The organism is Streptomyces sp. NL15-2K (genome assembly GCF_030551255.1).
Taxonomy (GTDB): domain Bacteria; phylum Actinomycetota; class Actinomycetes; order Streptomycetales; family Streptomycetaceae; genus Streptomyces.
In genome coordinates this window covers 2561798-2582666 of the sequence record NZ_CP130630.1, presented here as the reverse complement: position 1 = coordinate 2582666, position 20869 = coordinate 2561798, and the positions used below count along the sequence as shown (strand labels likewise).

Genomic DNA, 20869 nt, shown 5'->3' with positions numbered 1-20869 from the left:
GCCCGCCCCTGATCACTTCCAAGACCAGGAGCGGGCAAACGTTCCATGAACGTCAGGCTTCGGCGGGCACCTCGTACTCACCGATCAGCTGGGCGCGCGCGATCGTGTGGAACCGCAGGTTGAAGCCCACGAAGGCAGGCGTCGCGTCCGCGTCGGGACCGAGCTTCTCCTGATCCACGGCGTACACCGTGAACACGTACCGGTGCGGTCCGTCGCCGGGCGGCGGCGCGGCACCACCGAAGTCCTTCGACCCGTAGTCGCTGCGCGCCTGTACGGCCCTCTCGGGCAGCCCCTCGAACTTGCCGCTGCCCGCACCCGCCGGCAACTCGGTCACCGAGGCCGGAATGTCGAACACCACCCAGTGCCAGAACCCGCTGCCCGTTGGGGCGTCTGGGTCGTAGCAGGTCACGGCGAAACTCTTGGTCTCGGGCGGGAAGCCCTCCCACCGCAGCTGCGGCGAGGTGTTGCCGGCCGCGTAGACCTGAGCGTCCTTGAGCGTCGCACCCTCCGCGACGTCCTCGCTCGTCACCGTGAACGACGGCACGGGCGGATGGAAGTCATGGGGGAGCGGCCGCCTCTTGAGCTCGGTCACCTCGGTACCTCCTGATCGGTTCTGGAGTCAGTGGTTCCGAGCCTAGAACCAGTTGCGCTTGCTGCCGACTTCGGACAGCCACTGGTTGAGGTACGCCACCCAGTCCGTGCCCTGGTAGTCGTGCAGACCCACCTGGAACGAGCGGAAGGTGTCACTGCCCTCGCTGAACAGACCCGGCTTCTTGTCCATTTCCAGGACGACGTCCATCACGCTCTGGTCCGCGACGAAGCTCAGCTCCACCTGGTTCAGCCCCCGGTACTGCTGCGGCGGCAGGAATTCGATCTCCTGGTAGAAGGGCAGCTTCTGCCGCGTCCCGCGAATGTGGCCGCGCTCCATGTCCGCGTTCTTGAAACGGAAGCCCAGCTGGATGAACGCGTCCAGGATCGCTTTCTGTGCGGGCAGCGGGTGCACGTTGACCGGGTCCAGGTCACCGGAGTCCACCGCGCGGGCGATCTCCAGCTCCGTGGACACACCGATGTGCATCGACGGCAGCGCGCGCCCGTCGATCATCGTGATCGGCGTCTCCCACGGGATCTCCAGCCCGAACGGCACCGCGTGGACGGCGTTCGCCTTCAGCTCGAAGGCCCCGCCGAGCTGCTGCTTGGTGAATTCGATGTCCTGCTTGTACTCCTGGTCGCCGCTCTCGACCTCGACCTTGGCCTGCAACCCGACGGACAACGCCTCGATCTGCTGGTCGACGGACCCGCCCTGGATCCGCACCTCACCCTGGACGACACCGCCCGGAACGACGTTGACCTCGGTCAGCACCGTCTCCACCGAAGCCCCGCCGGCCCCCAGGCTCGCGAGCAGCTTCTTGAACGCCATGTCTCTCCCTCGTCCTGCTTCTTGAGCTTCCTGCGCTTCACGCGCGCGGACCCTTGATCCATACAAACGCGATCCGGCTGCGGCCGGTTCCGCGCCCCACCCTGGCAAGACGAACGCCCCCCGACCACCCCGTCGCACCCACCCGTCTGCACTACCCTCGGAGGGCATGATCGCGACCCCCGACCGTACGCCCCTGCCCCGAGAGTTCTTCGACCGGCCCGTACTGGAGGTCGCACCCGACCTCCTCGGCCGCATCCTCGTGCGCACCACCCCGGACGGTCCGATCACCCTCCGCCTCACGGAGGTCGAGGCCTACGACGGCCCGAACGACCCCGGCTCCCATGCCTATCGCGGCCGCACGGCCCGCAACGGCGTGATGTTCGGTCCGCCTGGACACGTCTATGTCTACTTCACCTATGGCATGTGGTTCTGCATGAACCTCGTGTGCGGTCCCGAGGGCCGAGCCAGCGCCGTCCTCCTCCGTGCCGGGGAGATCATCGAAGGCGCCGAACTGGCTCGCAAACGTCGACTCTCGGCCCGAAACGACAACGAACTGGCCAAAGGCCCGGCCCGCCTGGCCACGGCCCTGGGCGTCGACCGAGGCCTGGACGGCACGGACGCGTGCGCGGCCGGCGATACGCCGCTGCGGGTGGTGACGGGCAGCTCCGTGCCCCCCGACCAGGTACTCAGCGGCCCGCGCACCGGTGTGGCCGGCGACGGGGCCGTCCATCCCTGGCGTTACTGGATCGCCAACGACCGGACGGTGAGCCCTTATCGGGCTCATGCCCCCAGGCGCCGCCGAAGTTGACTCGCCCTCCGAAGGTGCGTAACGTAGCCCAAGCCGCTGAACCGGGTACGGCGAAAGCCAGCAGTCGGAAGCGGCCAACCCACTACCTACGACTCCCCTCCAGCGAGGGCAAATTCGGTATGTCCGCATGCCTGAATTCAGAACTCGCGGAACTCGATTATGAGCTGGCTCGGGGATCGGTTAACGTAGTGAATGTCGAAAGGCCCCGCCGACTGGGAATCAGGCCCGAAAGGATCTGATAGAGTCGGAAACGTAAGACCGAAGGGAAGCGCCCGGAGGAAAGCCGCGAGAGAGTCTCTCGGGTGAGTACAAAGGAAGCGTCCGTTCCTTGAGAACTCAACAGCGTGCCAAAAGTCAACGCCAGATATGTTGATACCCCGTCCATCGGATCTTTCCGGTGGCGAGGTTCCTTTGAAGAATACACAGCGAGGACGCTGTGAACCGTCGGGCTTATTCCGCCCGGAGGTTCCGCTCTCGTGGTGTCGACCGGATAACCGGTAAACATTCACGGAGAGTTTGATCCTGGCTCAGGACGAACGCTGGCGGCGTGCTTAACACATGCAAGTCGAACGATGAACCACTTCGGTGGGGATTAGTGGCGAACGGGTGAGTAACACGTGGGCAATCTGCCCTTCACTCTGGGACAAGCCCTGGAAACGGGGTCTAATACCGGATAGCACTCTCGTGGGCATCTGCGAGGGTTGAAAGCTCCGGCGGTGAAGGATGAGCCCGCGGCCTATCAGCTTGTTGGTGAGGTAATGGCTCACCAAGGCGACGACGGGTAGCCGGCCTGAGAGGGCGACCGGCCACACTGGGACTGAGACACGGCCCAGACTCCTACGGGAGGCAGCAGTGGGGAATATTGCACAATGGGCGAAAGCCTGATGCAGCGACGCCGCGTGAGGGATGACGGCCTTCGGGTTGTAAACCTCTTTCAGCAGGGAAGAAGCGAAAGTGACGGTACCTGCAGAAGAAGCGCCGGCTAACTACGTGCCAGCAGCCGCGGTAATACGTAGGGCGCAAGCGTTGTCCGGAATTATTGGGCGTAAAGAGCTCGTAGGCGGCTTGTCACGTCGGGTGTGAAAGCCCGGGGCTTAACCCCGGGTCTGCATTCGATACGGGCTAGCTAGAGTGTGGTAGGGGAGATCGGAATTCCTGGTGTAGCGGTGAAATGCGCAGATATCAGGAGGAACACCGGTGGCGAAGGCGGATCTCTGGGCCATTACTGACGCTGAGGAGCGAAAGCGTGGGGAGCGAACAGGATTAGATACCCTGGTAGTCCACGCCGTAAACGGTGGGAACTAGGTGTTGGCGACATTCCACGTCGTCGGTGCCGCAGCTAACGCATTAAGTTCCCCGCCTGGGGAGTACGGCCGCAAGGCTAAAACTCAAAGGAATTGACGGGGGCCCGCACAAGCAGCGGAGCATGTGGCTTAATTCGACGCAACGCGAAGAACCTTACCAAGGCTTGACATACACCGGAAACGTCCAGAGATGGGCGCCCCCTTGTGGTCGGTGTACAGGTGGTGCATGGCTGTCGTCAGCTCGTGTCGTGAGATGTTGGGTTAAGTCCCGCAACGAGCGCAACCCTTGTTCTGTGTTGCCAGCATGCCCTTCGGGGTGATGGGGACTCACAGGAGACCGCCGGGGTCAACTCGGAGGAAGGTGGGGACGACGTCAAGTCATCATGCCCCTTATGTCTTGGGCTGCACACGTGCTACAATGGCCGGTACAATGAGCTGCGATACCGTGAGGTGGAGCGAATCTCAAAAAGCCGGTCTCAGTTCGGATTGGGGTCTGCAACTCGACCCCATGAAGTCGGAGTTGCTAGTAATCGCAGATCAGCATTGCTGCGGTGAATACGTTCCCGGGCCTTGTACACACCGCCCGTCACGTCACGAAAGTCGGTAACACCCGAAGCCGGTGGCCCAACCCCCTTGTGGGGAGGGAGCTGTCGAAGGTGGGACTGGCGATTGGGACGAAGTCGTAACAAGGTAGCCGTACCGGAAGGTGCGGCTGGATCACCTCCTTTCTAAGGAGCACTTCTCAGCCGGTCCTTCGGGGCTGGTTCAGAGGCCAGTTCATTGGCGAACGTCCGGTGCTGGTTGCTCATGGGTGGAACGTTGACTACTCGGCACACTTGATCGTCTTCTCCTTCTAGTACTGCTCTTCGGAGCGTGGAACGTTGAGGGGAGCGGTGAGGGTGTCGGGCACGCTGTTGGGTGTCTGAGGGCACGGCCGCAAGGTCTGTCTTCGGGTGCCGGCCCCAGTGAACTCCGGATCAATTCCGGGGGTGATGGGTGGCTGGTCGTTGTTTGAGAACTGCACAGTGGACGCGAGCATCTGTGGCCAAGTTTTTAAGGGCGCACGGTGGATGCCTTGGTACCAGGAACCGATGAAGGACGTGGGAGGCCACGATAGGCCCCGGGGAGTCGTCAACCAGGCTTTGATCCGGGGGTGTCCGAATGGGGAAACCCGGCAGTCGTCATGGGCTGTCACCCATACCTGAACACATAGGGTATGTGGAGGGAACGCGGGGAAGTGAAACATCTCAGTACCCGCAGGAAGAGAAAACAACCGTGATTCCGGGAGTAGTGGCGAGCGAAACCGGATGAGGCTAAACCGTATACGTGTGAGACCCGGCAGGGGTTGCGTATGCGGGGTTGTGGGATCTCTCTTTCACGGTCTGCCGGCCGTGGGACGAGTCAGAAACCGTTGATGTAGGCGAAGGACATGCGAAAGGTCCGGCGTAGAGGGTAAGACCCCCGTAGTCGAAACGTCAGCGGCTCGTTGGAGAGACACCCAAGTAGCACGGGGCCCGAGAAATCCCGTGTGAATCTGGCGGGACCACCCGCTAAGCCTAAATATTCCCTGGTGACCGATAGCGGATAGTACCGTGAGGGAATGGTGAAAAGTACCGCGGGAGCGGAGTGAAATAGTACCTGAAACCGTGTGCCTACAAGCCGTGGGAGCGTCGGGCAAGCACTTGTGTTTGTCTCGTGACTGCGTGCCTTTTGAAGAATGAGCCTGCGAGTTTGCGGTGTGTTGCGAGGTTAACCCGTGTGGGGAAGCCGTAGCGAAAGCGAGTCCGAACAGGGCGTTTTAGTAGCATGCTCAAGACCCGAAGCGGAGTGATCTAGCCATGGGCAGGTTGAAGCGGCTGTAAGAGGTCGTGGAGGACCGAACCCACCAGGGTTGAAAACCTGGGGGATGACCTGTGGTTAGGGGTGAAAGGCCAATCAAACTCCGTGATAGCTGGTTCTCCCCGAAATGCATTTAGGTGCAGCGTCGTGTGTTTCTTGCCGGAGGTAGAGCACTGGATAGGCGATGGGCCCTACCGGGTTACTGACCTTAGCCAAACTCCGAATGCCGGTAAGTGAGAGCGCGGCAGTGAGACTGTGGGGGATAAGCTCCATGGTCGAGAGGGAAACAGCCCAGAGCATCGACTAAGGCCCCTAAGCGTACGCTAAGTGGGAAAGGATGTGGAGTCGCACAGACAACCAGGAGGTTGGCTTAGAAGCAGCCACCCTTGAAAGAGTGCGTAATAGCTCACTGGTCAAGTGATTCCGCGCCGACAATGTAGCGGGGCTCAAGCGTACCGCCGAAGTCGTGTCATTCATACATGAGGGCCAACGCCCGTATGGATGGGTAGGGGAGCGTCGTCTGCCGGGTGAAGCAGCCGCGGAAGCGAGTTGTGGACGGTTGACGAGTGAGAATGCAGGCATGAGTAGCGATACACACGTGGGAAACGTGTGCGCCGATTGACTAAGGGTTCCTGGGTCAAGCTGATCTGCCCAGGGTAAGTCGGGACCTAAGGCGAGGCCGACAGGCGTAGTCGATGGATAACCGGTTGATATTCCGGTACCCGCTGTGAAGCGTCAAACATTGAATCCAGTGATGCTAAGCCCGTGAAGCCGTTCCGGACCCTTCGGGGAATGGAAAGTGGTGGAGCCGGTGGCCCGAGCTGGTAGTAGGTGAGTGATGGGGTGACGCAGGAAGGTAGTCCATCCCGGGCGGTGGTTGTCCCGGGGTAAGGGTGTAGGCCGGTGTGCAGGTAAATCCGTACACCGTTAAGGCTGAGACCTGATGCCGAGCCGATTGTGGTGAAGTGGATGATCCTATGCTGTCGAGAAAAGCCTCTAGCGAGTTTCATGGCGGCCCGTACCCTAAACCGACTCAGGTGGTCAGGTAGAGAATACCGAGGCGTTCGGGTGAACTATGGTTAAGGAACTCGGCAAAATGCCCCCGTAACTTCGGGAGAAGGGGGGCCATGTCCGGTGAAGGGCTTTGCGCCTGGAGCTGGGGGTGGCCGCAGAGACCAGCGAGAAGCGACTGTTTACTAAAAACACAGGTCCGTGCGAAGCCGTAAGGCGATGTATACGGACTGACGCCTGCCCGGTGCTGGAACGTTAAGGGGACCGGTTAGTCCGATTTCGGTCGGGCGAAGCTGAGAACTTAAGCGCCAGTAAACGGCGGTGGTAACTATAACCATCCTAAGGTAGCGAAATTCCTTGTCGGGTAAGTTCCGACCTGCACGAATGGCGTAACGACTTCTCGACTGTCTCAACCATAGGCCCGGTGAAATTGCACTACGAGTAAAGATGCTCGTTTCGCGCAGCAGGACGGAAAGACCCCGGGACCTTTACTACAGTTTGATATTGGTGTTCGGTTCGGCTTGTGTAGGATAGCTGGGAGACTTTGAAGCTGTCACGCCAGTGGTGGTGGAGTCGTCGTTGAAATACCAGTCTGGTCGTGCTGGATGTCTAACCTGGGTCCGTGATCCGGATCAGGGACAGTGTCTGATGGGTAGTTTAACTGGGGCGGTTGCCTCCTAAAGAGTAACGGAGGCGCCCAAAGGTTCCCTCAGCCTGGTTGGTAATCAGGTGTTGAGTGTAAGTGCACAAGGGAGCTTGACTGTGAGACCGACGGGTCGAGCAGGGACGAAAGTCGGGACTAGTGATCCGGCGGTGGCTTGTGGAAGCGCCGTCGCTCAACGGATAAAAGGTACCCCGGGGATAACAGGCTGATCTTCCCCAAGAGTCCATATCGACGGGATGGTTTGGCACCTCGATGTCGGCTCGTCGCATCCTGGGGCTGGAGTCGGTCCCAAGGGTTGGGCTGTTCGCCCATTAAAGCGGTACGCGAGCTGGGTTTAGAACGTCGTGAGACAGTTCGGTCCCTATCCGCTGTGCGCGTAGGAGTCTTGAGAAGGGCTGTCCCTAGTACGAGAGGACCGGGACGGACGAACCTCTGGTGTGCCAGTTGTTCTGCCAAGGGCATGGCTGGTTGGCTACGTTCGGGAGGGATAACCGCTGAAAGCATCTAAGCGGGAAGCCTGCTTCGAGATGAGGACTCCCACCCCCTTTGAGGGGTTAAGGCTCCCAGTAGACGACTGGGTTGATAGGCCGGATATGGAAGCACCGTAAGGTGTGGAGTTGACCGGTACTAATAGGCCGAGGGCTTGTCCTCAGTTGCTCGCGTCCACTGTGTTAGTTCTGAGACAACGACCGTTGTCGGCATTGAGCTGAACATCAACTGAAGAGTGTGCTTGTTCGCTCGAAACCAATAGGGTTTCGGTGGTTATAGCGTGAGGGAAACGCCCGGTTACATTCCGAACCCGGAAGCTAAGCCTTACAGCGCCGATGGTACTGCAGGGGGGACCCTGTGGGAGAGTAGGACGCCGCCGAACAATTTTTGGAGGACCCCTGGTCACCAGCGTTCAGCTGGGGACCAGGGGTCCTTTTTGTTTTTCCGGAGCGCGCCGGGTACTCGGTTGCGCGAGAATGACTTTGCGGTACAGAAGACAGGAGTCACCCATGTCCACCAACTCTCCCGACGACCGACCGGAGCGCGACCAGCGGCGACGGGACAGTGGTGACCGTGGCGGTCGCAGCGACCGGGGTGGGGACCGGGGCGGCTACCGCGGTGCCGGTGGTGACCGTGGTGCCGGTGGTGATCGTGGTGGCTTCCGTCGCGACGACAACCGGGGTGGTTACGGGCGTCGTGACGATCGTCGGGGCGATGACCGCGGCGGTTTCCGCCGTGACGACCGTCCCGCCGATCGGCGCGACGACCGGCGCGACGACCGCCGCGACGACCGTCGTGATGATCGTCGCGATGACCGCAGGGGCGACGACCGCGGGGATCGCGGCGGTGTCCGTCGTGACGACAGCCGGGGCGGGTACGGCCGGCGTGATGACCGACGCGAAGGCGACCGTGGGCCTCGTCCGGCGTTCCGTCGGGACGACCGTTCGGGTGGGCCGCGCCGGGACGATCGTGACCGTGGGGTCCGTCGCGATGGCGACCGTCCGCCCTTCCGCCGCGACGACCGCGGGGACCGGCGGGACGACCGCGGTGAGCGTGGGGACCGGGGCGGCTACCGTGGTGCCGGTGGTGATCGTGGTGGCTTCCGTCGCGACGACAACCGGGGTGGTTACGGGCGTCGTGACGATCGTCGGGGCGATGACCGCGGCGGTTTCCGCCGTGACGACCGTCCTGCCGATCGCCGCGACGACCGGCGGGACGCCCCTCGTGATGATCGCCGTGACGACCGTCGCGATGATCGGCGGGATGAGCGCCGTGACGGTGACCGTGGCGGCTTCCGTCGTGACGACCGTGACCGTGGTGGCTTCCGTGGCGGCGACCGTGACCGCGGTTTCCGTCGCGACGACCGCGGGGACCGTCGGGACGACCGTGGTGGTTTCCGGCGTGACGATCGGCGTGATGACCGGCGGGATGACCGCCGCACTGACGACCGCCGCACTGACGACCGTGGGGACCGCGGTGGTTTCCGGCGTGACGACAGTCGGGGCGAGCGTGGTGGGTACCGCGGGCGGGACGACCGGGGTGGCCGTGGAGGGCCGCGTCGGGACGACCGTGGTGGACGTCCCGGTGGCTTCCGTGGTCGCGATGACCGGCGCGGCGGCGACGACCGGCGCGGTGGCGGCCGTTTCCGGGACGAGCGGGACCGGGATCGTGAGCCGATCAAGCGGCTGCCGATCCCCGAGGACGTCACGGGCGACGAGATCGACAAGGATGTACGGCAGGAGTTGCAGAGCCTGCCGAAGACGCTCGCGGAGGACGTCGCCAAGAACCTGGTGATGGTCGCCCGGCTCATCGACGAGGACCCTGAGGGTGCCTACGGCTACTCCAGGGTGGCCCTCCGGTTGGCGTCGCGTGTCGCGGCCGTACGAGAGGCGGCCGGGTTCGCGGCGTACGCGAACCAGAAGTACGGCGAGGCGCTCGCCGAGTTCCGGGCCGCGCGGCGCATGACCGGCAGCGTGGAGCTGTGGCCTGTCATGGCCGACTGCGAGCGTGGGCTCGGGCGGCCGGAGAAGGCGCTGGACATGGCCGGGGCGCCCGAGGTGCACAAGCTCGACAAGGCCGGGCAGGTGGAGATGCGCCTCGTCGTGGCCGGCGCCCGGCGTGACCTGGGGCAGCTCGACGCCGCCATCGTGACGTTGCAGAGCCCCGAGCTGGCGTCCAACTCCGTGCAGCCGTGGACCGCGCGACTGCGGTACGCGTACGCCGACGCGCTGCTCGCCGCAGGGCGCGAGGGTGAGGCGCGGGAGTGGTTCGCGAAGGCCGTCGAGGCCGACAAGGACGGCAGCACGGACGCGTCCGACCGGCTTGCCGAGTTGGACGGTGTGGAGTTCGTCGACGCCTTCGACGAGAGCGAGGCCGAGGACGACGCCGAGTCCCACGAGGCGCCCGTGGCGGACGTCCTGGACCATGAGGACGGCGAGGACGTCGAGGACGACGAAAAGGACTGACGTCAGTGTGTGAAGGGGCGGGATCCGGGCTACCGGGTCCCGCCCCTTCGTATCTCCGTTCTCCGCTCTCCGCTGCGTATGTCCTCGCCCGTTACAGGTCCAGTGCGCGCAGTACCAGTCCCGACGCCGGCTTCGGGCCGAACGACGTCGACTTGCGGGGCATCGTGACGCCCTGGCGGGCGAGATCGCGGACGACCTCCTCGCGGACCGGGTGCATCAGGACGGCCGTACCGCCGTCGCGTTCGGCCTTCTCGACCGTGGCGGCCGTGTCGTGGATGTAGGCGATGTGGGCCGGGTCGTCCTCGGGGATGTGCCAGACGTCGTCGAGGAGGGTGGCGTGCAGGACCGTCGCGTCGAGGGTGCGCCAGGCGGCGGGGCGGTCGGCGGGGATCGTACGGGTCAGGAGGCCGGGATCCGGGCGGTCGATCAGGTGGAAGGCGCCGTCGCCGGCGAGCAGGAACGCGTTGCCCGCGCGGGCCGCGTCGGCCAGGTCCTCCAGGGCTTGCGCCAAGGGGACTTCCAGGCGGCGTACGCGGAACAGGGTCTCCACGGCGGCCAGGGCGTCCGCCACCCGCAGGCCGTGCAGGAGACGGTGGATGGCGCGGACGCGCAGGGGATAGCGGGCCGTGTCGACGAGGAGTACCAGGCCGTAGTCCCAGGGGCCGGGGGACGGGTGCTCCGCGCGTAGACGCCGGTAGGTGGCCCAGCGGTGGTGGCCGTCGGCGATCAGGGCCTGGTGCCGGGCCAGGTCGGACTGGACGCGGGCCATGTCGGCCGGCTCGGTGACCGACCACAGGCGGTGGCTGAAGCCGTCCTCCGTGGTCGTCGCGAGCAGTGGGGGCTCTTCGGCGGTGCGCTCGACGACCTCGGCGGTGGCGGCCGCCGAGCCGTTGCCGCGGTACGTCAGGAGCAGGGGCTCCAGGTTGGCGGAGGTGGCGCGCATGAGGCCCGCGCGGTCGGCGACGACATGCGGCATGACGTCCTCGTGCGGCAGGACCACGCCCTCCGACGGCTCCGAGAGGTGCAGGGCGCCGATGATGCCGCGCTGGAGCATGCCGTCGCCGTCGCGCTGCTCGTAGACGTACAGGCCGGGATCGGGGTCGGCGGTCAGGACTCCCTCGGAAAGCCAGCGGCGCAGGGTGCGGGCCGCCTGTTCGTTGCGTTCGGCGGGGGTCGTGGCCTGGGGGAGGATCAGCCGGACGATGTTGTACGGGTCCGCGGACTGGAGCTGGTGCAGGCCGTCGGGGCGGACCACGACGTCGTACGGAGGGGAAGTCACGGCCGCCAGGCTGCCGACCCGGTCGGGGTCGTAGCGAAGGCCTCGGAACGGGGTGAGTTCCAGGCCTCGGCGCGCCGTTGCTTCCGAGTGACCTGCTGTGTTCATCCCGGCATCGTACGGGTGTCAGTGGCATGGGGGATGATCGGGGGAAAGCGAGCCACACCAAGGAGCGATGCGTAATGAGCCAGGGCGTCAGGACGAGGCCCGAGGGCAGTGGGCGGGCCCTGAGCGAGGCGTACGACACCGCCCTGCTCGACCTGGACGGGGTGGTGTACGCGGGCGGGAACGCGATCGCTCACGCGGTCGAGTCGCTCGCCATCGCGCGCGGCGGCGGGATGCATCTCGCGTACGTCACGAACAACGCGCTGCGGACTCCTGATGTGGTTGCCGGGCATCTCACCGAGTTGGGCATACCGACGGCGGCATCGGACGTCATCACCTCGGCGCAGGCGGTGGCGCGGCTGATCGCCGAGCAGGTGCCGACGGGTGCGCGCGTGCTGGTGGTCGGCGGGGAGGGGCTGCGGGTGGCGCTGCGCGAGCGCGGGCTGGAGCCGGTGGAGTCGGCGGAGGACGACCCGGCGGCGGTCGTGCAGGGGTACGGCGGGCCGGAGCTGCCCTGGGGCCGGTTCGCCGAGGCGTGCTACGCCATCGCGCGCGGGGTGCCGTGGTTCGCGTCCAACACGGATCTGACGATCCCGAGTGGGCGCGGGATCGCTCCGGGCAACGGCGCGGCGGTGGAGGTCGTACGGATCGCGACCGGTGCCGAGCCGCAGGTGGCGGGCAAGCCGTTGCCTCCGATGCATCGCGAGACGATCCTGCGCACGGGCGCCGAGCGCCCGTTGGTGGTCGGGGACCGGCTGGACACGGACATCGAGGGCGCGTTCAACGGCGAGGTCGACTCGCTGCTCGTCCTGACCGGCGTGACCGATGGCGCGCAGTTGCTCGCGGCGCCGCCGCAGCACCGGCCGACGTATGTCGACGCCGATCTGCGGGGGTTGCTCACCGGGCAGCCGGAAGTCACCGAGGAGGGCGACGGCTTCCGGTGCGGTGGCTGGACGGCGACGGCAGGTGCCGAGCGGCTGGAACTGGACGGTGAGGGCGAGGCTTTGGACGGGCTGCGCGCGCTCTGTGCGGCGGCCTGGACGGCGGCAGGCGAGGGGGTGTGCGCGCTGGACGGGGAGAAGGCGCTGGCACGGCTGGGGTTGTGAGCCGGCGTAGGACGGCTTCGAGTGGGCACGCGTACCCGTGAACCCGGGGAGCTGCGGGCCTCGGGATCGTGACCGAAGGCGAGGGTAGGCTAACCTAACTGCGTGTTGGTCGACAGTCCTCCCGAACAGCGCGCGGAAACCGCCCCCGCGCCCCCGAACCGCCGGGCGATACGAGCCTTCGGGCTGCTCGTCTCCCTCGTGATCCTGGTGCTCGTCGCGCTGGCGAGTATCGCGATCGGGGCCAAGGCACTCTCCATCGGAGAGGTCTGGCACGGTTTGTTCGAGGATTCGGGGACCTACGGCGATGTAGTGGTGGCCGACCGGCTGTCGCGGACCGTGCTGGGACTGCTCGCCGGCGCCGCCCTCGGCCTGTCCGGGGCCGTGCTCCAGGCCCTCACCCGTAATCCGCTGGCCGATCCCGGGCTGCTCGGCATCAACGCGGGCGCTTCCGCCGCGGTCGTCACCGCGATCTCGTTCTTCGGGGTCACCTCGCTGAGCGGCTATGTGTGGTTCGCCTTCATCGGCGCGGCCGCGGTCGGGGCCATCGTCTGGTTCCTCGGCGGCAGCCGTGGTGCGACGCCGGTGCGGCTCGCGCTCGCCGGCACGGCGATCAGTGCCGCGCTCTACGGCTATCTCCAGGCCGTGATGATCCTGGACGACGCGGCGCTCGCCAGGATGCGTTTCTGGACCGTCGGTTCGCTGGCCTCGGCGAGCAATGCGGCCATCCTGCAGGTGCTGCCGTTCCTGGCGGTCGGCACGGTCCTCGCGCTCGTCCTCGCCCGGCCGCTCAACGCCATGGCCATGGGCGACGACACCGCCAAGGCGCTCGGCGCCAACCTCAACCGCACCCGGGCGCTGGCCATGCTCTCCGCCACCGTGCTGTGCGGGGCCGCGACCGCCGCCTGCGGGCCGATCATGTTCGTCGGGCTGATGGTTCCTCACGTCGTACGGTCCTTCACCGGCCCCGACCTGCGCTGGATCCTGCCGTACGCGACGATCCTGTCGCCCGTGCTGCTGCTCGGGTCGGACGTCATCGGCCGGATCGTGGCGCGGCCCTCGGAGCTTCAGGTCGGCATCGTCACGGCGATCATCGGCGGTCCGGTCTTCATCTATCTCGTACGACGGCGGAGGACGGCGCAGCTGTGAGGACCAACCGTGCCATCAGGACCCCGGGTGGGCTCTCCCTCCGTCCGGACGTCCGCGCCGTCACCGTCGTCGCCCTTCTGCTGCTCGCCGCGCTCACCGCGAGCGTCGTGCTCATCGGCACCGGCGACTTCCCGATCCCGGCCGCCGACGTGCTGAAGACGCTGGTCGGCGACGGCAACGCGGGGCAGGAGTTCATCGTCAACGAGCTGCGGCTGCCCAGGGTCCTCGTCGGGCTCCTGGCCGGCGCCTCCCTGGGGCTCGGGGGCGCGCTGTTCCAGGCGATCTCCCGCAATCCACTGGGCAGTCCGGACGTGCTCGGGCTCGGGCAGGGGGCCACGGCCGGCGCGCTCGTGATGATCGTGCTGTTCTCCGGGAGCGCGGCCCAGGTCACCGTCGGTGCCCTCGTGGGCGGTCTGGTGACGGGTCTGGCCATCTATCTGCTCGCCTGGAAGCGAGGTGTGCACGGCTATCGACTGGTCCTGGTCGGTATCGGGGTGTCCGCGATCGTCACCGCGATCAACGGCTATCTCCTCACCGTGTCCGACATCGTCGACGCGGCCCGCGCGGTCGTCTGGATGACCGGCTCGCTGGCCGGCCGTGACTGGGACCAGGTCTGGCCGCTGCTGGGGCTGTGCGCCGTGCTCGTACCGCTCGTCCTCGCCAACGCGCGCGGGCTGCGGATGATGGAGATGGGCGACGACGTCTCGTACGCCCTCGGCGTGCGTGTCGAGCGCGTCCGGATGCTGCTGATGGTCGCCGCCGTCCTGCTCACCGCGACCGCCACCGCTGCCGCCGGTCCCGTCAGCTTCGTGGCGCTGACCGCGCCGCAGCTGGCCCGCCGCCTGACACGCTCGCCCGGGCCGAACCTGCTGCCGTCCCTGTGCATGGGCGCCGCCCTCCTGGTCACCGCCGACTGGGCCTCGCAACGTACGTTCGGAGCCGACCAGCTGCCCGTGGGCGTGGTCACCGGCGTCCTCGGCGGTGTCTATCTGCTGTGGCTGCTGGTCACCGAGCGCAGGGCGGGCCGGATATGAGCCCGCAGAAGCCGGATATGAGCCCGCAGAAGCCGGATATGAGCCCGCAGAAGGAAGACCGGCCCCACAAGCGCGGCACGGCGAACGAGAACACCCGAAGGAGCACTGTGAACCGCCTGTCCGCCGAGAACGTCACCCTCGCCTACGACCAGAGGGTCATCGCGGAGCAGTTGTCGGTCGAGATACCCGACAACTCCTTCACCGTGATCGTCGGCCCGAACGCGTGCGGCAAGTCCACGCTGCTGCGGGCGCTGTCGCGGATGCTGAAGCCGAGCCACGGCCGGGTGCTGCTCGACGGCGCGGTCATCCAGTCGATGCCCGCGAAGAAGGTCGCGCGGACCCTGGGCCTGCTGCCGCAGTCGTCGATCGCGCCCGACGGGATCACCGTCGCCGACCTGGTCGGCCGCGGCCGCTACCCGCACCAGGGCATCCTGCGCCAGTGGTCCACCGAGGACGAGAAGGTCGTACAGGAGTCGATGGCCCAGACCGGGGTCGCCGAGCTCGCCGACCGCTATGTCGACGAGCTGTCCGGCGGCCAGCGGCAGCGCGTGTGGATCGCGATGGCGCTCGCCCAGCAGACGCCGCTGCTGCTGCTCGACGAGCCGACGACATATCTGGACATCCAGCACCAGATCGACGTGCTGGATCTGTGCGCGGAGCTGCACGAGGAGCAGGGGCGCACGCTCGTCGCCGTGCTGCACGACCTCAACCACGCCGCCCGCTACGCCACGCACCTCATCGCCCTGAAGAGCGGCGAGATCATCGCCGAGGGCGCCCCGAAGGACATCGTCGACGCCGAGCTGGTCCAGGAGGTCTTCGGGCTGCGCTGCCAGGTGATCGACGACCCGGAGACGGGGACGCCGCTGGTGGTGCCGGCGGCGCGGAAGGCGCGTACGGCGACGAAGGTCGCGGCTGAAGCGGCTACAGAAGCTTCCTGAGGCGGAGCAGGTCCATGAGGCTCGCCTCGAGCTTCACCCGGCCCGACCCCCAGGCCTTGGCGAAGTTCAGCTCGCCCTCGACCAGTGCCACCAAGTCGTCGCCGGCCATGGTGAGTCTGATCTGGGCCTTCTCGGGCGGCGGTCCCGGGAGCGTGTCGGCCACGACGATGCGGCCGTCGGTGAGCCGGCCGACGAAGGTGACGTCGAGGTCGGTGATGTGGCAGCTCACCGAGCGGTCCAGGGCCGCAGCCGTGCGGACGTCACCTTCGGCGGACTGCATGTTGTCCGAGAGCTTCTCGAGTGCGGCGCGGCACTCCTCGATCGTGGCCATCGCGACCGACGGTACCCCAGCGGTTCGCGGTAGCGTCTGGGCATGAGCGACTCAGTGCCCGAGGCCGGGATCCGAGAGGAAGCGCAGGCTCCGGAGCCGGACGTGCCGGTCGAGCCCGACCACGACCCCGCCGCCCCCGCTCCGCTGAACGTGCCCCGTACCCCCACGGGCAACGCCGAGGTGGACGCCCAGCTGGAGCGGCTCGGCGATGCCGACCACCTCGCCACGGACGGACACCTCGAGGTGTACGAGGATGTACACCAGGGGCTGCGCGAGGCGCTCACCGCGCTCGACGCCCGCCCGGGACCTCCGGCGCCCCCTTCGCCGTATGGGAACAGGAGCTGAACCGAACGTGGCAGGAGTCGCACGCCGCCGTCTCGACGCGGAGCTGGTCCGCCGGAAGCTCGCGCGCTCGCGCGAGCATGCCGGCCAGCTGATCGCCGCGGGGCGCGTGTCCGTCGGCAAGACCGTCGCGACCAAGTCCGCCACGCAGGTGGAGACCGCGGCGGCCATCGTGGTCGCGGTCGACGACAGCGATCCCGATTACGTGTCGCGGGGCGGGCACAAGCTCGCCGGTGCGCTGGAGGTGTTCGTACCTCAGGGGCTGGCCGTCGAAGGGCGGCGGGCCCTGGACGCCGGCGCGTCGACCGGGGGTTTCACGGATGTGCTGCTGCGGTCGGGGGCGGCGCACGTCGTCGCCGTCGACGTCGGATACGGACAACTCGCCTGGTCTCTGCAGAGCGATGAACGCGTGACCGTGAAGGATCGTACGAACGTACGCGAGTTGACGCTTGAAGCGATCGATGGGGAGCCTGTGGATCTTGTCGTGGGGGATCTGTCCTTCATCCCGCTCGGGCTGGTGCTGCCCGCCCTGGTGCGGTGCGTGAAGCCGGACGCCGATCTGGTGATGATGGTCAAGCCGCAGTTCGAGGTGGGGAAGGAACGGCTGGGGAGCGGGGGCGTCGTACGGAGTCCGCAGCTGCGGGCGGAGGCCGTGCGCGGTGTGGCCCACAAGGCAGGGGAACTCGGGCTCGGGGTGAAGGGTGTCACAGCCAGTCCGTTGCCCGGGCCGTCCGGGAATGTCGAATACTTTCTGTGGCTGCGGGCCGGAGCAGCCGAACTGGACCCGGCCGACGTTGACCGTGCAGTGGCGGAGGGGCCGCGTTGACACAGAACCGAGCTCGTACTGTTTTCCTGCTGGCCCACACGGGCCGGCCCGCGGCGATTCGCAGCGCCGAACTGGTGGTGAAGGGGCTGCTGCGCGAGGGCATCGGCGTGCGCGTCCTGGAGGCGGAGGCGCTGGATCTGCCGGTGCCGGGGGAGGTGGAGCTGGTCAAGGCGGCCACTCCGCAGTGCCTCGACGGGTGCGAGTTGCTGATAGTGCTCGGTGGTGACGGGACGCTGCTGCGGGGGGCGGAGTTCGCGCGGGCGTCCGGGGTGCCGATGCTCGGCGTCAACCTGGGGCGGGTCGGCTTCCTCGCGGAGGCCGAGCGGGACGATCTCGACAAGGTCGTCGACCGCGTGGTGACCAAGGCGTACGAGGTCGAGGAGCGGATGACCGTCGATGTCGTCGTGCATCGCAACGGGGACATCGTGCATACGGACTGGGCGCTGAACGAGGCGGCGGTGCAGAAGGCCGGCGCGGAGAAGTTGCTCGAGGTCGTGCTGGAGATCGATGGGCGGCCGGTTACGGGGTTCGGGTGCGACGGGATTGTGCTGTCGACGCCTACCGGGTCCACGGCGTATGCGTTCTCTGCAGGTGGGCCTGTGGTGTGGCCTGAGGTCGAGGCGCTGTTGATGGTGCCGATCAGTGCGCATGCGTTGTTCGCGAAGCCGTTGGTCACCTCGCCGGATTCTGTGCTCGCGGTGGAGGTTCTGCCTCATATTCCGCCGGGGGTGCTGTGGTGTGACGGGCGGCGGACCGTGGAGTTGCCGCCGGGGGCGCGGGTCGAGGTGCGGCGGGGGGCTGTGCCGGTGCGGTTGGCTCGGCTGCATCATGCGTCGTTCACGGATCGGCTTGTGGCGAAGTTCGCGTTGCCGGTTTCTGGGTGGCGGGGGGCGCCGCACTGATCGACTGCAGGACCGGTGGGCCGGGGCCATCCCCGCGTGTGCGGGGAGCAGTGCATCCGGAACTCGTCCAAGACGGAGACGACCGGACCATCCCCGCGTACGTGGGGAGCTGCACTGTCAACGAGCGATACCCGGAAGAGTGACGCCTTGTGGTGGGGGCGCGTCGCGTCGGGCGGGGGAAACCTCGTATGGTCGGGTGCGTGCTGGAGGAGATGCGGATACGGTCGCTCGGAGTCATCGACGACGCTGTTGTCGAGCTGTCTCCCGGATTCACCGCCGTCACGGGTGAGACCGGTGCGGGCAAGACCATGGTGGTCACCAGCCTCGGGCTGCTGCTCGGTGGGCGTGCCGACGCGGCGCTCGTGCGGATCGGGGCCAAGAACGCGGTCGTGGAGGGGCGGATCAGTGTGTCCGCGGACGACTCGGCCGCCGTACGGGCCGAAGAGGCCGGGGCGGAGCTCGACGACGGGGCGTTGCTGATCAGCCGTACCGTTTCCGCCGAAGGGCGGTCGCGGGCGCACTTGGGTGGGCGCAACGTGCCCGTGGGGGTGCTGGCCGAGCTTGCCGACGAGCTGGTTGCCGTCCACGGGCAGACCGATCAGCAGGGGCTGCTGAAGCTGTCGCGGCAGCGGCAGGCGCTCGACCGGTATGCGGGCGATGCCGTGGCCGTGCCGCTGGCCAAGTACGCGGAGGCCTATCGGCGGCTGCGGGCCGTCTCCGTGGAGCTCGACGAGATCACCACGCGCGCGCGTGAGCGGGCCCAGGAGGCCGACATGCTGCGCTACGGACTCGACGAGATCGCCGGTGTCGAGCCGCGTGCCGGTGAGGACGTGGAGCTGGCGGAGGAGGCGGAGCGGCTGGGGCACGCGGAGGCGCTGTCTTCGGCCGCTACGGCCGCTCATGCCGCGCTCGCGGGCAATCCCGAGGACCCCGAGGGCATCGACGCCACCACACTCGTGGCGGGCGCGCAGCGGGCTCTGGACGCCGTGCGGTCGCACGATCCGGCGCTGGCGGCGCTCGCGGACCGGATCGGGGAGATCGGGATCCTGCTGGGTGACGTGGCGGGGGAGCTCGCCGGGTACGCCGACGACCTGGACGCCGATCCGCTGCGGCTGGCGGCCGTCGAGGAGCGGCGGGCCGCGCTCACCGCGTTGACGCGGAAGTACGGCGAGGACGTGGCCTCGGTGCTGGCGTGGGCCGAGCGGAGTGCCGCGCGGCTCACCGAACTGGACGGCGACGACGAGCGGATCGGTGAGCTGACCGCCGAGCGGGACGCGCTGCGGACCGAACTGGGCGGCCTGGCGCAGGCGTTGTCGGACGCGCGGACGGAGGCCGCGCAGCGGTTCGCGGCTGCCGTGACCGCCGAGCTGGCCTCGCTGGCCATGCCGCACGCGCGCGTGTCGTTCGACATTCGGCAGACCGAGGACCCGGAGGGCGTCGAGGTCGGCGGGCGTGCGGTGGCTTATGGGCCGTCCGGTGTCGACGAGGTCGAGCTGCTGCTGGCCCCGCATCCGGGTGCTCCGCCCCGGCCCATCGCCAAGGGCGCGTCCGGGGGCGAGTTGTCGCGCGTGATGCTGGCCGTCGAGGTCGTGTTCGCGGGCACGGATCCGGTGCCGACGTATCTCTTCGACGAGGTCGACGCGGGTGTCGGCGGCAAGGCCGCGGTCGAGATCGGGCGGCGGCTGGCGCGGCTCGCGAAGACCGCGCAGGTCGTCGTCGTGACGCACCTGCCGCAGGTGGCCGCCTTCGCCGACCGGCAGTTGCTGGTGGAGAAGACGAACGACGGGTCGGTCACCCGGTCCGGAGTGAAGGTGCTGGAGGGCGAGGAGCGGGTCCGGGAGCTGTCCCGGATGCTGGCGGGGCAGGAGGACTCGGAGACGGCCCGGGCGCACGCGGAGGAACTGCTGGCGACGGCGAGGGCGGACGTCTAGGGGACGCCTCGGGTGAGAGCCGTACGGTGGTCGGATGATCAGTAAGGTGATCGAATGATCAACCGTGCTCGCCGGACCACGGCGTTCGGGCTCACCGCCGTCCTCACTCGTGCCGCGACAGCCGCCCTGCGGACCAAGGCTCCCGGCGGACCTGACCGCTGGGAGCGGAAGAACTACGCCGGGCGGACCGTCGAGTTGTACGCCGGGCCCGCGTCCGCCCTCGCGGCTGCCGTCGGGGCCGGGCTGGTCGGGCCCGCCGCCGGCTTCGCCGTCCTCGCCGCCGGGGTCTGTGGGGCCCACGACGACGTGGCCGGTGCCGGTGACCCCCGGCGGGGGTTCCGGGCGCATCTGGCCGCGCTGCGGGACGGTGAGGTCACCAGCGGGGCGGTGAAGCTGTTCGGCATCTCGGCGGCCGGGCTCGTCGCGGGGGCGCTGCTCAAGGAACGGGCGGTTGACAAGGTGCTCGCGGGGGTTGTGATCGCCGGGGCCGCGCACTTCGTGAACCTCGTGGACGTACGGCCGGGGCGGGCCGCCGCGGTCGTACTCGCGCTCGGTGCGCCGGGGCTGCTGCGGGCAGGGGCCGGGGCGGAGCTGTCCGCCGCCGCGATGGGGGCGGCGGCGGCCGTGCTGCCCGACGACCTCGGTGAGCGCGCGATGATCGGTGACACGGGGGCGCATGCGCTGGGCGCGGTCCTGGGGGCTGCCGTCGTCGCGGGCAACGGGCGGGCGGGGTTGCTTCTGCATGCCGGCGCTGTTGTTGCTGCGGCCGTGTGCGGGGACAGGGTGAGTGGCGTGGCGCGGTGCGGGATGGATGAGTGAGAGTTTCGTACGGAATCGCCCTCTTTCACTCGTGTGAGTGACCCAACTTCCTGCGCCGCCGGGCCGCCCCGTACCCGGAGTTCCCGGAACACCCGTACGTCCTGGCATCCTTGGCG

General features: G+C 67.4%; 15 protein-coding genes and 3 rRNA genes. 14 read left to right on the top strand and 4 right to left on the bottom strand.

Annotated features, from left to right (window positions below; translation table 11 throughout):
* Window positions 1-52: 52 nt before the first annotated feature.
* Both Q4V64_RS11075 and Q4V64_RS11070 read right to left on the bottom strand, forming a co-directional pair.
* Window positions 53-592 carry a YbhB/YbcL family Raf kinase inhibitor-like protein gene (locus Q4V64_RS11075; protein ID WP_124443338.1) on the bottom strand — a complete coding sequence of 180 codons (540 nt, stop codon included), beginning with the start codon at window positions 590-592 and terminating at the stop codon, window positions 53-55.
* A gap of 42 nt (window positions 593-634) precedes the next feature.
* On the bottom strand, window positions 635-1417 hold the full coding sequence (locus Q4V64_RS11070; RefSeq protein ID WP_124443339.1) for a sporulation protein: 783 nt from the start codon (window positions 1415-1417) through the stop codon (window positions 635-637).
* A gap of 166 nt (window positions 1418-1583) precedes the next feature.
* Between Q4V64_RS11070 and Q4V64_RS11065 the strand changes: the two genes are divergently transcribed.
* The 5 genes from Q4V64_RS11065 to Q4V64_RS54920 all read left to right on the top strand — a co-directional run bounded on the left by Q4V64_RS11065 (window position 1584) and on the right by Q4V64_RS54920 (window position 9997).
* Window positions 1584-2225, top strand: coding sequence for a DNA-3-methyladenine glycosylase (locus Q4V64_RS11065; protein ID WP_124443340.1), 642 nt, complete (start codon window positions 1584-1586; stop codon window positions 2223-2225).
* Window positions 2226-2729: 504 nt separating this feature from the next.
* A 16S ribosomal RNA gene (locus tag Q4V64_RS11060) occupies window positions 2730-4257 on the top strand.
* Between the two features lie 315 nt (window positions 4258-4572).
* Window positions 4573-7694: ribosomal RNA gene (locus tag Q4V64_RS11055) — 23S ribosomal RNA — on the top strand.
* Between the two features lie 103 nt (window positions 7695-7797).
* A 5S ribosomal RNA gene (gene rrf / locus Q4V64_RS11050) occupies window positions 7798-7914 on the top strand.
* Together the 16S, 23S and 5S rRNA genes form the textbook arrangement of a ribosomal RNA operon.
* A 1303-nt stretch (window positions 7915-9217) precedes the next feature.
* Entirely contained in the window at window positions 9218-9997 is a 780-nt protein-coding gene (locus Q4V64_RS54920; RefSeq protein WP_124443354.1) for a tetratricopeptide repeat protein, read from the top strand.
* A gap of 91 nt (window positions 9998-10088) precedes the next feature.
* Here the strand turns inward: Q4V64_RS54920 and Q4V64_RS11035 are convergent, their stop codons facing one another.
* Window positions 10089-11381, bottom strand: coding sequence for a DUF1015 domain-containing protein (locus tag Q4V64_RS11035; protein ID WP_124443341.1), 1293 nt, complete (start codon window positions 11379-11381; stop codon window positions 10089-10091).
* Window positions 11382-11455: 74 nt separating this feature from the next.
* Here Q4V64_RS11035 and Q4V64_RS11030 point away from each other — a divergent pair, with 74 nt between their 5' ends.
* The 4 genes from Q4V64_RS11030 to Q4V64_RS11015 all read left to right on the top strand — a co-directional run bounded on the left by Q4V64_RS11030 (window position 11456) and on the right by Q4V64_RS11015 (window position 15602).
* Window positions 11456-12484, top strand: a complete 1029-nt coding sequence (locus Q4V64_RS11030; RefSeq protein WP_124443342.1) for an HAD hydrolase-like protein — start codon at window positions 11456-11458, stop codon at window positions 12482-12484.
* Window positions 12485-12586: 102 nt separating this feature from the next.
* On the top strand, window positions 12587-13630 hold the full coding sequence (locus tag Q4V64_RS11025; protein ID WP_124443343.1) for an iron chelate uptake ABC transporter family permease subunit: 1044 nt from the start codon (window positions 12587-12589) through the stop codon (window positions 13628-13630).
* A complete protein-coding gene (locus tag Q4V64_RS11020; protein WP_124443344.1) occupies window positions 13627-14664 on the top strand; it encodes an iron chelate uptake ABC transporter family permease subunit in 1038 nt (345 codons plus the stop codon). The genes Q4V64_RS11025 and Q4V64_RS11020 overlap by 4 nt, the downstream gene beginning before the upstream one ends.
* Before the next feature lie 38 nt (window positions 14665-14702).
* Window positions 14703-15602: an ABC transporter ATP-binding protein gene (locus Q4V64_RS11015; protein ID WP_124443345.1), complete on the top strand. Its 900-nt coding sequence runs from the start codon at window positions 14703-14705 to the stop codon at window positions 15600-15602.
* Here the strand turns inward: Q4V64_RS11015 and Q4V64_RS11010 are convergent.
* On the bottom strand, window positions 15586-15933 hold the full coding sequence (locus tag Q4V64_RS11010) for an SCP2 sterol-binding domain-containing protein (protein ID WP_124443346.1): 348 nt from the start codon (window positions 15931-15933) through the stop codon (window positions 15586-15588). The two genes, Q4V64_RS11015 and Q4V64_RS11010, sit on opposite strands and share 17 nt — an antisense overlap.
* A gap of 42 nt (window positions 15934-15975) precedes the next feature.
* Here Q4V64_RS11010 and Q4V64_RS11005 point away from each other — a divergent pair, with 42 nt between their 5' ends.
* The 5 genes from Q4V64_RS11005 to Q4V64_RS10985 all read left to right on the top strand — a co-directional run bounded on the left by Q4V64_RS11005 (window position 15976) and on the right by Q4V64_RS10985 (window position 20753).
* On the top strand, window positions 15976-16278 hold the full coding sequence (locus Q4V64_RS11005; protein WP_124443347.1) for a hypothetical protein: 303 nt from the start codon (window positions 15976-15978) through the stop codon (window positions 16276-16278).
* A 7-nt stretch (window positions 16279-16285) separates the two neighbouring features.
* The gene (locus Q4V64_RS11000) at window positions 16286-17101 is read left to right on the top strand and encodes a TlyA family RNA methyltransferase (protein WP_124443348.1); all 816 of its coding nucleotides are present in this window, start codon (window positions 16286-16288) and stop codon (window positions 17099-17101) included.
* Entirely contained in the window at window positions 17098-18003 is a 906-nt protein-coding gene (locus Q4V64_RS10995; RefSeq protein ID WP_124443349.1) for an NAD kinase, read from the top strand. The genes Q4V64_RS11000 and Q4V64_RS10995 overlap by 4 nt, the downstream gene beginning before the upstream one ends.
* Before the next feature lie 188 nt (window positions 18004-18191).
* Window positions 18192-19934: a DNA repair protein RecN gene (recN, locus tag Q4V64_RS10990; protein WP_172629453.1), complete on the top strand. Its 1743-nt coding sequence runs from the start codon at window positions 18192-18194 to the stop codon at window positions 19932-19934.
* 54 nt (window positions 19935-19988) lie between these two features.
* Window positions 19989-20753 carry a hypothetical protein gene (locus Q4V64_RS10985; RefSeq protein WP_124443350.1) on the top strand — a complete coding sequence of 255 codons (765 nt, stop codon included), beginning with the start codon at window positions 19989-19991 and terminating at the stop codon, window positions 20751-20753.
* The last annotated feature ends 116 nt before the right edge of the window (window positions 20754-20869 follow it).